At 68.8% G+C, this 10,931-nt stretch carries 12 protein-coding genes; 2 read left to right on the plus strand and 10 right to left on the minus strand.

What is annotated here, in order from left to right:
- The 6 genes from ribD to tyrS all read right to left on the minus strand — a co-directional run.
- Positions 1-850: bifunctional diaminohydroxyphosphoribosylaminopyrimidine deaminase/5-amino-6-(5-phosphoribosylamino)uracil reductase RibD (gene ribD, locus ACT6Y9_RS04605; protein ID WP_443743662.1), on the minus strand; the 850-nt coding region annotated here is incomplete at its 3' end.
- Positions 847-1,335, minus strand: coding sequence for a transcriptional regulator NrdR (gene nrdR / locus ACT6Y9_RS04610; RefSeq protein ID WP_295477754.1), 489 nt, complete (start codon positions 1,333-1,335; stop codon positions 847-849). The genes nrdR and ribD, both read right to left, overlap by 4 nt.
- A gap of 250 nt (positions 1,336-1,585) precedes the next feature.
- A complete protein-coding gene (gene glyA, locus ACT6Y9_RS04615; protein WP_295480368.1) occupies positions 1,586-2,848 on the minus strand; it encodes a serine hydroxymethyltransferase in 1,263 nt (420 codons plus the stop codon).
- Between the two features lie 94 nt (positions 2,849-2,942).
- Positions 2,943-3,548, minus strand: a complete 606-nt coding sequence (locus ACT6Y9_RS04620) for a YbhB/YbcL family Raf kinase inhibitor-like protein (RefSeq protein WP_295480366.1) — start codon at positions 3,546-3,548, stop codon at positions 2,943-2,945.
- A gap of 52 nt (positions 3,549-3,600) precedes the next feature.
- Positions 3,601-4,056, minus strand: a complete 456-nt coding sequence (dtd, locus tag ACT6Y9_RS04625; RefSeq protein WP_443743663.1) for a D-aminoacyl-tRNA deacylase — start codon at positions 4,054-4,056, stop codon at positions 3,601-3,603.
- The gene (gene tyrS, locus ACT6Y9_RS04630) at positions 4,053-5,312 is read right to left on the minus strand and encodes a tyrosine--tRNA ligase (RefSeq protein WP_295480362.1); all 1,260 of its coding nucleotides are present in this window, start codon (positions 5,310-5,312) and stop codon (positions 4,053-4,055) included. The genes dtd and tyrS overlap by 4 nt, the downstream gene beginning before the upstream one ends.
- Positions 5,313-5,528: 216 nt before the next feature.
- Between tyrS and ACT6Y9_RS04635 the strand changes: the two genes are divergently transcribed.
- Positions 5,529-7,073, plus strand: coding sequence for a M23 family metallopeptidase (locus ACT6Y9_RS04635; protein ID WP_443743664.1), 1,545 nt, complete (start codon positions 5,529-5,531; stop codon positions 7,071-7,073).
- Between the two features lie 14 nt (positions 7,074-7,087).
- Positions 7,088-8,203 (plus strand): anhydro-N-acetylmuramic acid kinase, encoded by a 1,116-nt coding sequence (locus ACT6Y9_RS04640; RefSeq protein WP_295480372.1) that lies wholly within the window; start codon positions 7,088-7,090, stop codon positions 8,201-8,203.
- Positions 8,204-8,347: 144 nt separating this feature from the next.
- On the opposite strand, the gene erpA is transcribed toward ACT6Y9_RS04640, so the two are convergent.
- The 4 genes from erpA to ACT6Y9_RS04660 form a co-directional block, all read right to left on the minus strand.
- Positions 8,348-8,740 (minus strand): iron-sulfur cluster insertion protein ErpA, encoded by a 393-nt coding sequence (gene erpA / locus ACT6Y9_RS04645; RefSeq protein WP_443743665.1) that lies wholly within the window; start codon positions 8,738-8,740, stop codon positions 8,348-8,350.
- A 267-nt stretch (positions 8,741-9,007) separates the two neighbouring features.
- Positions 9,008-9,400 carry a 30S ribosomal protein S9 gene (gene rpsI, locus ACT6Y9_RS04650; protein WP_295480358.1) on the minus strand — a complete coding sequence of 131 codons (393 nt, stop codon included), beginning with the start codon at positions 9,398-9,400 and terminating at the stop codon, positions 9,008-9,010.
- Between the two features lie 15 nt (positions 9,401-9,415).
- The gene (gene rplM / locus ACT6Y9_RS04655) at positions 9,416-9,844 is read right to left on the minus strand and encodes a 50S ribosomal protein L13 (protein ID WP_295480356.1); all 429 of its coding nucleotides are present in this window, start codon (positions 9,842-9,844) and stop codon (positions 9,416-9,418) included.
- Positions 9,845-10,162: 318 nt separating this feature from the next.
- Positions 10,163-10,774, minus strand: a complete 612-nt coding sequence (locus ACT6Y9_RS04660) for a MarC family protein (RefSeq protein WP_295480354.1) — start codon at positions 10,772-10,774, stop codon at positions 10,163-10,165.
- Positions 10,775-10,931 lie beyond the last annotated feature (157 nt).

The following is a 10,931-nucleotide window of genomic DNA, read 5'->3' on the forward strand; positions in this document are numbered from 1 at the left end:
CGGCCGCCTCAACGGCCGCGCGGCGGGCCGCCGCGCCTTCGCCGGCCGCGGCGGTGACGAAGAGCACCGGACCGCCCGGCGAATGGAGAATCTTCGCGTCCGGATCGGTTTCGAGCCGCGGATCCACGACGACGCGCAGCGGCTGGCGCACCTGGTCGGCGAGCCGCACGTTCATCTGCGGGTCGTCGGCGCGCACCGTGCCCGCGCCGGTGAGCACGGCGCCCGCCCGGGCGCGCCAGAGCTGGCCGTCCGCGCGGGCCGCTTCGCCCGTGATCCACTTCGAGCGCCCGTCGGGGAGCGCCGTGCGCCCGTCCAGGGTAACGGCGGTCTTGACGCGCACCCAGGGCGTGCCGCGGGTCATGCGGGTGAGAAAGCTCGCGTTCACCTCCTTCGCCTGCGCCTCAAGGACGCCCAATTCGGTCGGGATGCCTGCGGCCTCGAGCATCCTCAGCCCCCGGCCGTGCACCTTCGGGTTGGGGTCGCCCGTCGCGGCGACGACGCGGCCGACCTTCGCCTCGATGAGCGCGAGCGCGCAGGGCGGCGTGCGCCCGTAGTGCGAGCAGGGCTCGAGGGTCACGTAGACCGTGGCGCCCTCGACGGATTCGCCGCGCGCCGCGGCGTCGCGCAGGGCCATGATCTCGGCGTGCGGGCCCCCGGTGCGCTGCGTGAAGCCCGCGCCCACGAGGCGCCCCTCGCGCACGATCACGGCGCCCACGGACGGGTTCGGAGGCGACAGGCGCAGGGCCTTCTTCGCCTCGTCGAGTGCGAGGCGCATCCACGCCTCGTCCACGCGCCGCCTGAGGGCTTCGGCCGACTCGGCGGGCTGGGAGCTGCTCTTCTCTCCGGTCAATTCCAATGCTCCAGCGGGATTTCGTCCGTGCGGGTCTCCTTGAGCGTGCTCTCGATCATCTTCACGAAGGCCTGCGGGTCGCTGATGTTGAGGTACACCGAAGCGAAGCGGATCCAACCGATGATGTCGATCTGGCGGAGCTCCTCAAGGACGAGTTCGCCCACGCGGGTCGTGCGGATCTCGCGCTCGCCCGTGGCGACCATCTTTTGCTCGATCGCGTCCACCGCGGCGTCGATGCGCTCGCGCGAAACGGGGCGCTTTCTGAGCGCGAGCATCATCGAGCCGCGCAGCTTCTCGCGGTTGTACTCGACGCGCCCGCCGCCCTTCTTGACGATCCAGGGCAGACCGAGCGAGATGCGCTCGAAGGTCGTGAAGCGCTTGCCGCACTTGAGGCACTCGCGGCGGCGTCGGATCACCGAACCCGACTCGGGCGCGCGCGAGTCGACCACGCTCGTCTGGGGATGCGAACAGAAGGGGCAGCGCATGAAGGTTTCTTTCCTCAAAGGTGTTGCTGAACAATCCGATGATTTTAACAGCCGCGGTGCGGCGCCCTGCGCGCCGCCTTCGGCGCCGGCCTCCCCAAGGCGGCGCGCCGGCAAGAAGAAGGCCTCCGGCGGAGGCGCCTCTCCCGCGAAGGGGAGGGAGCGTCTCCGGCGGAGGCCTCGTCGGGAGCCGGGGCGCCGTGCGCCGCGCCGCCTCGGGCGACGGCCCGGGGCGCGGCGCCGCTCAGTGCGCTCAGGCGCCGTAGACCGGGAAGGCGGCGGTGAGCTTCGCCACCTCGGCGCGCACGCGGTCGAGCACGGCCTGGTCCTCAGGCGACTCGAGCACGTCCACGATCAGGTTGGCGGTGAGGCGCGCCTCGTCCTCCTTGAAGCCGCGGGTCGTCATCGCGGGCGAGCCGAGACGGATGCCCGAGGTGACGAAGGGCTTCTCGGGGTCCTTCGGAATGGCGTTCTTGTTCACCGTGATGCCCACGGAGTGGAGCACCGCTTCGGCGGCCTTGCCGGTGATCTTCAGGGGACGAAGGTCCACGAGCATGACGTGGCTCTCGGTGCCGCCCGAGACGATGCGCAGACCGCGGGCCATGAGCTGCTCGGCCATCACGGCCGCATTCTTCACGACCTGCTCCTGGTAGGCCTTGAATTCCGGACGGAGCGCCTCGCCGAGGGCGACCGCCTTGGCGGCGATCACGTGCATCAGCGGGCCGCCCTGCATGCCCGGGAAGACCGCGGAGTTGATCTTCTTCTCAAGATCGGGCCTGCAGAAGATGAGGCCGCCGCGCGGGCCGCGCAGCGTCTTGTGCGTGGTCGTGGTGACGATGTCGGCGTAGCCGAAGGGCGTGGGATACACGCCCGCGGCGACCAAGCCCGCGTAGTGGGCCATATCCACCATCAGGAGCGCGCCCACTTCATGGGCGATCTCGGCGAAGCGCTTGAAGTCGATGTGGCGCGAGTAGGCCGAGGCGCCCGTGACGATGAGCTTCGGCTTGTTTTCGCGGGCGAGGCGCTCGACCTCGTCCATGTCGATCTCCTCCTTCTCGTTGAGGCCGTAGGGAACGGCCTTGAAGTACTTGCCCGAGAAGTTGAGGTGCATGCCGTGGGTGAGGTGGCCGCCGTCGGCGAGCGAAAGGCCCATGAAGACGTCGCCGGGCTGCAGGAGCGCGAAGAAGACGGCGGAGTTGGCCTGCGCGCCCGAATGGGGCTGCACGTTCACGGCCATTTCAACGCCGGCGGGCTCGCAGAAGAGCTTCTTGGCGCGTTCGATCGCGAGGCGCTCGACCTCGTCGACGAATTCGCAGCCGCCGTAGTAGCGCTTGCCGGGATAGCCCTCGGCATACTTGTTCGTGAGGCAGCTGCCCTGCGCGGCCATCACGGCGGGCGAGGCGTAGTTCTCGCTCGCGATGAGCTCGATGTTCTGCTCCTGACGCTTCGATTCGGCGTCGATCCACTGCCACAAATCGGGGTCCTGCTTGGCGGGGCACTCGGATGTCTTGAACATTTCCTTCCTTTAATCCTGTTTGAGGAGGGGTGAGCCGGAGGGTCCGCGGGGTGGCCGCGGGGGCGCGGGACGGAGCCGCTCCGGAGAATTGCAATCAGGCGCCGCGCAGGCGCGGATTCAGTGTATATCCGCCGACGAGTTCGGCGGTGGCAAGAACATGCCCCTTCATGGCCTGATCGACATCGGCCCATGTGAAGTGCTTAGGGAGTTCCCCGAGGCGCGCCGTGTCGAGCGCGACCACCTGGAAGCGGTAGTAGTGGCGCCGCGCGTCGAAGAAGGGCGGGCAGGGGCCGTCGTAGCCCGTGCCGACGCCGCCTTCGGGGGGAATCTCGCCGCGGCTGTAGTCGTTGACGCCCGGGCGCCCGAACTCCCTCGGGACGGGTGCGCCGTGGGCGAGCGCCCCTTCGGGGAGGGAGCGCACGGCGGGGGAGACGTCCGCCTGCACCCAGTGCACGAAGCGCCGGCGCGGCTGATGCGCGGGGATCTCGCCCGACTGGTCGCGCGCCTTGAGGTCCGTGGGCACGTCGTCGTCGAGGCAGCAGAGCACGAAGGACTTCGTTCCTTCGGGGACCTCCGTCCAGGAGAGCTCGGGGAGCCGGTTCTCCGAGGCGACCGTCTCTCCCTTTTCACCCATGCGCCCGAAGGCGCAGCGCTCCGGAATCATTTCGCCTTCGGCGAAGGTCTTCGACTGAATCTTCATTTCGGGTCTCCCAGAAAAAATGACGACGGGCGCACGCTTCGGCGAGAGGGCGCTAGAAGCGCAGCCAGAACGTGGCCGGACCGTCGTTGACGAGACTCACGGCCATGTGTGCGCCGAATTCGCCCGTTTGCACGGGCACGCCTTCGGCCCGGAGCGCCTCGACGTAGAGATCGTAGAGCCGGCGCGCAAGCTCCGGGGGCGCGGCCTGCGAAAAGCTCGGGCGGTTGCCCGACATGCAGTCCGCCGCGAGCGTGAACTGCGACACGGCGAGCACGCTCCCGCCCGTCTGCACGACCGAGAGGTTCATGCGGCCCGCGTCGTCCTCGAAGACGCGCAGGCGCGCGGTCTTCTGCGCGGCCTTGGCGGCCGTCGCGGGGGTGTCGGCGGGCTCGGCGCAGACGAGGGCGAGGAAGCCCGGACCCGTTTCGCCGAGGAGCGCCGCGGGGGCGCCCCCTTCGGTGCGCCGCTCGACTCGGGCGCCCGAAACGCGCTGCAGCAGAACGATCATTGCGCGGCGGCCACCGTGACGCGCGCCCAGCGGCGCTTGCCCACCTGGATCGTGAAGGATTCGCCCGCCTTGATCTTAAGCGTGCGGTCCTTCACCTGCTCGCCGTTGATGCGCACGCCGCCCTGGTCGACGTTGCGGCCCGCCTCGGCCGAGGAGGGCGCGAGGCCGGCGGCCTTGATGAGCTGCAACAGGCCGATGCCGCCCTCGGGAGCCGCGACCTCAACGTCGGGGATGTCGCTCGGCACGGCGCCCTTCTGGAAGCGCGCGCTGAACTCCTTCTCAGCCTCGTCCGCGGCGGCGGCGCTGTGGAAGCGCTCGACGATCTCGCGGGCGAGGAGCACCTTCGCGTCGCGCGGGTTGCGCCCCTCCGAGCACTCCTTCTTCAGCTTGGCGATCTCGTCGTTGCCGCGCAGCGAGAGGAGGTCGTACCAGTTCCACATCAGGTCGTCGGAAATCGACATCACCTTGCCGAACATGTCGTTCGGGGCGTCCGTGATGCCGATGTAGTTCTTCTTGCTCTTACTCATCTTCACGACGCCGTCGAGGCCGACGAGGAGCGGCATCGTGAGGATGCACTGCGGCTCCTGGCCGTACTGGCGCTGCAGCTCGCGGCCGACGAGCAGGTTGAAGCGCTGGTCGCTGCCGCCGAGTTCCAGATCGGCCTTGAGCGCCACGGAGTCGTAGCCCTGCATCAGGGGGTAGAGGAGCTCGTGCATCGCGATCGGGAGCTCCTCCTTGAAGCGCTTGGCGAAGTCGTCGCGCTCGAGGAGGCGCGCGAGCGTGTAGCGGCTCGCGAGCTGAATGAGACCGGCGGCGCCGAGGGCGTTGCTCCACTCGGAGTTGTAGCGGACCTCGGTCTTCTCGAGGTCGAGGATGTGGCCGGCCTGGTTGAGGTAGGTCTGGGCGTTCGCCTCGATCTGCTCGCGCGAGAGGGGCGGACGCGTGGTGTTGCGCCCGGACGGATCACCGATCGCCGCGGTGAAGTCGCCCACGAGGAAAATCACCGTGTGGCCGAGGTCCTGGAGCTGACGGAGCTTGTTGAGCACCACCGTGTGGCCGATGTGGATGTCGGGGGCGGTGGGGTCGAGGCCGAGCTTGCAGCGCAGAGGCGTGCCCGTCGCCTTCGCGCGGGCGAGCTTCTGCTCGAATTCGGACTGGATGAGGAAGGTGTCGGTGCCGCGCGCGATGAGGGCCATCGCCTCGCGGATGTCGTCCGTCACGGGATAGGTCTTCGCCGGAGCTGTTTCTTGCGTCATTTCGATCTGAGGGTGTGCGGAAATTCGGTTCGCGGCAGGGAGCGGGAAAGTCAGATCCCCGCTCTGCGCCCCGCGGGCGGCGGGCGGGTGGCCCGGCCGGCCGGGCGGCCGCTGCGGTTCAAGGGGGAAACTTTATCATCGCCCTGCGTGGAGCGTCTAAAATATGGGATTTTCCGCATCTTTTTTCGAAGATTTCCGATGACGGCGCCCTCTTTCGTGGCCGACGGACTCATCCGCCTCGGCCGCTCCTCGCTCCTTTTCGCCCGCGTCTGGGGCGCGCGGCTCGGACTGCGCCCGGGCGGCGCGCGCGCGCTCTTCGCGGGCGTCGCGTCCTTCGCTGCCGCGACAGGTCTCGGCGCGTCGCTTCTCGTCGCCGCCGGCCCCGCGCCCGCGCCGGAGCCCCTACAGGCCGCCGTGCGCACGCTGGAGGCCCCCGTTCCCGACCTCGCCCCCGAAATCGCCTCGCTCGCGCGGCTCGGGGCCTACACCCCGAAGCACTACGACGTCGCCCCGGGCGACACGCTCCTCTCGGTCTTCTCACATCTCGGCGTCGCCGACCGGCAGGCGCTCGACTACTTCGACGCCGCGCCTCCGCTCGCCGCGCCCTTCCTCGCGCTCCAGCCGGGGCAGCACCTCACGGCGGGCGTGACCGCCTCGGGCGAACTCGAATTCCTGCGGCTCTACCTCGACGGCCCGCGCAGCGAGGATGCGCGCACGATCGAGGTGGCGCGCATCGGCCGCGAACTCATCGCGGACGAACTGCCCTACACCTTCTCGACGATGGAGACGCTCGTCTCCGGGGGCGCGAAGAAGGGCCTCTCGGCCACGGCTTCGGCGCTCAAGCTCCCGGAGAACGTCGCCGACCAGCTCCTCGAGGTCTGGGACGGCGCGGACGACCCCGTGCAGGCGCTCTCGCCCGAGAGCACGCTGCGCGTGGTCTACGAGAAGAAGTACGCCGACGGCCGGTTCGTGAGGGACGGGCAGCTTCTCGCCGCGCAGATCGTGGACGACTCGGGCGTGCATGAGGCGTTCTGGTTCTCCGACGGCACGCACCCGGGGAGCTTCTACACGCTCGACGGACGCTCGGCCTCGCAGACCTTCCTGCGCGTGCCGCTCGACATCAAGGACGTGAGCTCGGAGTTCGCTCCGCTGCGCCGCCACCCGGTGACGGGGGTGCTGCGCCCGCACAACGGCACGGACCTGCGCGCGCCGCGCGGCTCGCGCATTCTCGCCGCCGCGGACGGACGCGTGGCGAAGGTCGCCTACGAGGCGCGCGGCTACGGCCGCTACGTGCAGATCGACCACGGCCTCGGGCGCATGACGCTCTACGCGCACATGCAGCAGGTCGCCAAGGGCCTGCGCGCGGGTTCGCTCGTGAAGAAGGGCCAGCTGATCGGCCTCGTGGGCAGCACCGGGCTCGCCACGGGCCCGCACCTGCACTACGAACTCATCATCAACGGCGTGCAGATCAATCCGGCGACCGCGGATCTTCCCGACACGGAGAACCTCTCGGCCTATCAGTTGGCGCAGCTGCGCGCGCAGGCCCAGCCCCTGATCGCGCTCTTCGAGGAGGCCGCCCGCAAGGAGGGCCTCCCCTCGCCCGAAAAGCTCCTCCATGAGGCGCAGGCGCGCGCCGAGGCCGAAGCGGCCGCGCAGGGCGACGACGCCGCCGCGATCAAGGAGGCCCGCCCCTCCGGGCGTGTGCGCCCCGTCAAGATGGCCGTCGAAGGCGGCGTGAAGACGCTCGGGAGCCGCCGGTGATCACCTTGGGCGTGATGTCGGGGACGAGCCTCGACGGCGCCGACGCGGTGGCGCTGCGCTTTCGTGAATCGGACAGGGCCGGCGCCGCAATGGAGACCCTAGGACACGTCTACGTGCCGATGCCCGCGGCGCTGCGCTCGGAGCTCCGGGCCCTCGCGCTCGGCACGACCGACGAGATCGAACGCATGGGCGACGCCTCGGTCGCGCTTGCGCGGCTCTACGCCGAGGCGGTCGGGCGGCTGCTCGCCGCAGTCGGGCTCGCGCCCGGGGACGTCGCCGCCGCGGGCCTTCACGGCCAGACAATCCGCCACCGGCCCGGGCGCGGCTTCACGCTGCAGCTCAACCACCCGGCGCTCTTCGTCGAGCTCACCGGAATCGCGGCCGTCGCGGACTTCCGCTCGCGCGACGTCGCCGCGGGCGGCGAAGGCGCGCCCCTCGTGCCCGCCTTCCACGCCGAAGTCTTTTCCGAACCGCGCCCGACGGCGGTCCTCAACGTGGGCGGCATCGCCAATCTGACGCTGCTGCCGGGCGAGGCGTCCGCGGCGCCCGTCCGAGGCTTCGACACGGGGCCGGGAAACATGCTCCTCGACGCGTGGATGGAGGAGAAGACGGGCGAGCCCTTCGACCGCGGCGGCGCCTTTGCGGCGCGCGGCCGCGTGATCGCTCCGCTCCTCGCCCGGATGCTCGAGGAGGCGTACTTCGCGCTGCCTGCGCCGAAGTCCACCGGCCGCGAGCGCTTCTCGCCCGCGTGGCTCCACGCCGCGCTCGACGCCGCCGGCGCCGAAGGCGCCGCGGCCGAAGACGTCGCGCGTACGCTCACCGAACTCACCGCGGAGTCCGTCGCCCGGGCGCTCGAGGCGGAGCACCCGGAGGCGGCGGCGCTCTGGGTCTGCGGCGGCGGCGCGCTCAACCCCTTCCTCATGGCGCGCTTGGAGGCGTGCGTACGCGCGCGGCTTGCCCGCCTCGAAACGGTCGCCGACACCTCGGCGCGCGGGCTCGACCCGATGGTGGTCGAGGCGGCCGCCTTCGCGTGGCTCGCGCGCGCGCACCTGCTCGGCCTCCCCGGGAACCTCCCGGCCGTCACCCGCGCGCGGGGTCCGCGCATTCTCGGCGCGCTCTACCCGCTCTAATCGGGTGCGCCGACGCACTCGCCAAAAACGACGAAGCCGCCCTCGGGCTCTTCCCCCTTGGAAGGGGAAGGCGCGGGGCGGCTCTTCATTTCCGGCCCTGAAGAAACTTCAGCGCCGGAAGCCGTCTGCCGAAAGGGGCGTCGATCAGACCCCGAAGGAGGACCCGCAGCCGCAGGTCGTCACGGCGTTGGGGTTGTCGATCACGAACTGCTCGCCCGAGAGCCCCTCCTTGTAGTCGATCTTGGCGCCGACGAGGTACTGGTAGCTCATCGAGTCGATCAGGAGCTTCACGCCGCCCTTTTCCATCACGGCGTCGTCCTCGTTCTGCGTTTCGTCGAAGGTGAAGCCGTACTGGAAGCCGGCGCAGCCGCCGCCCTGCACGAAGACGCGCAGCTTCAGCTCGGGATTGCCCTCCTCGTCCATGAGCTGCTTCACCTTCGCCACCGCGGCGTCGGTAAAGGTGATCGGTTCGGGCATGAGCTCGGGAGCATCCTGAGTCTTCGCCGCTTCAGTGGCCGTCGTAGTCGCTTCGGTCATCGCTTCTGTCGTCCTTGTTTGTCTTGGTCTTTGAGGCGTCTCCCTGCGCTGTTCGGTCGCCGCCGGGGGCCGAAACGGACGGCGCCTGCGCCGTCCGCCGATGAGGGAACGCCTGTTTCTTGAAGTCGTTCATCCTACACCAGGAAGCTTAAAACGCAAGGGAAAACCCAAAGAAAAACCGCCCGTGACCCGAAGGTCGTCGGACGGTTCTTTTCGGCGGAGTCCGCTCCGGGGAGAACCCCGGAGAGGGCTTCGTGCGTGAAGCGGTTAGCGCTTGGAGAACTGCTTCGCGCGGCGGGCCTTGCGCAGACCAACCTTCTTGCGTTCCACTTCGCGGGCGTCGCGCGTGACGAGGCCGGCGTTGGAGAGAACGGACTTGAGGCCGGCATCGTAGTCGATGAGGGCGCGGGTGATGCCGTGACGGACGGCGCCGGCCTGGCCGGATTCACCGCCGCCGATGACGTTCACCATGATGTCGAACGTCTCGACGTTCTCCGTGAGCTGCAGGGGCTGCATGACGATCATGCGGCCGGTCTCACGATGGAAGTACTGCTCGAGCGGGCGGCCGTTGATCACGATCTTGCCGGTGCCGCGCTTGATGAACACGCGCGCGACGGAGCTCTTGCGACGGCCGGTGCCGTAGTTGTAGTTGCCGATCATCTTTAAGTGCCTCTATTAGAGATCCAGAACCTTGGGCTGCTGAGCCGTGTGCGGATGTTCGGCGCCGGCGTAGATCTTGAGCTTCTTGATCATCGCGTAGCCGAGGGGGCCCTTCGGGAGCATGCCCTTGACGGCGATTTCCAGGGCGCGGCCCGGGTGCTTCGCCTGCATGTCGCGGAAGGTCGTCTCGATGATGCCGCCGGGGTAGCCCGTGTGGCGGTAGTAGGTCTTCTTCGTCGCCTTTTCAGCGGAGAGGACGAGCTTGTCGGCATTGATCACGACGATGAAATCGCCCGTGTCGACGTGCGGAGTGAATTCGGGCTTGTGCTTGCCGCGCAGGCGCAGCGCGATCTCGCTGGCCAGACGGCCGAGCACCTTGTCACTGGCATCGACCACGAACCAGTCGCGCTTAACCTCAAGCGGCTTGGCCGAGAAGGTCTTCATTGCGTTCACCTAATGGTTGCTTGCGAGGGAGAGCCGCCGTCCAACTCCTCGGTCCGGATGGCGCCGTCCGTGGAGTCTGCTGCCAGACGTGGGGTTCTTCCGCTCAAATTGGAATTCTCAAGCGGCTCGAACGCGTTTCTGCGTGAGCCGCGGCTTTCTGTCTCGACGAAAAACCTTCCCGGCGGCGCCAGTGGAAACCAAGATGGGGTAAGCAATCCGCCCCGGTTTTTCAGTCAAGGGAGCGGATTTTACTCAATCGAAAAGGCTCTGTCCACTCGAAGCGCGTGGTTTTTTCGGGCGTTTTTCGCCGGCCGGAGGTCAGAGGCCGGGGCGCGGGAGGCTCGAGAGGTAGGAGCCGAGCCCGGAGAGGAACATCTGCGTCGCCATCATCGCGAGGAGCAGCCCCGTCAGACGCTCGAAGGCGAGCGTGAGCTTCGAGCCCATGTGCCGTTCGAGCCAGTCGGCCGAAGCGAGCACGGCGAAGCTCACCGCGCAGGTGATCACCACGACGGCGCCCCACTCGAGAAGGCGCCCGGGCTGACTCGCCGCGAGCATCATGATCGTCGCGAGCGTCGAGGGGCCTGCGATCGCGGGAATGGCGATCGGCACGATGTAGGGTTCGCCGCCCGGGGTGTCGCCGAAGACGCCCTCCTTCGTCGGAAAGACCATGCGGATCGCCATGAGCATCACGATCACCGAGCCGCCGATCGAGAGAGCCGCGTCGGAGAGTCCGATCGCCGCGAGGAAGGGCTTGCCGAAGAACATCGCAAGGAGCAGCAGCCCCATGGCGATCGTGCACTCGCGCAGCAGCACGCGCACGCGCCGGTTGTTCGGCACGCTCTTCATGCACGAGATCGTGATCGGGATGTTGCCGAGCGGGTCGGCCATCAGCACCATCAGCATGAGGCCGCCCCAGAAGCTGTATTCCATGCGTCGCTCCGAGAGAAAAGAGAAGCCCGAACGAACCGGGCCTCTGGTTTGGAATGCGTGCGGTGCACCGGCGCGGGGGCCCCGGTCCGGCGCGGCACCGCGCGTGCAGATTACGCCTTATTTCCCGGCTGCGCCTTCTCCCCGGCGGGGGCATCAA

Origin of the sequence: Sutterella sp., from assembly GCF_052272535.1 — a bacterium.
GTDB lineage: Bacteria > Pseudomonadota > Gammaproteobacteria > Burkholderiales > Burkholderiaceae_F > Sutterella.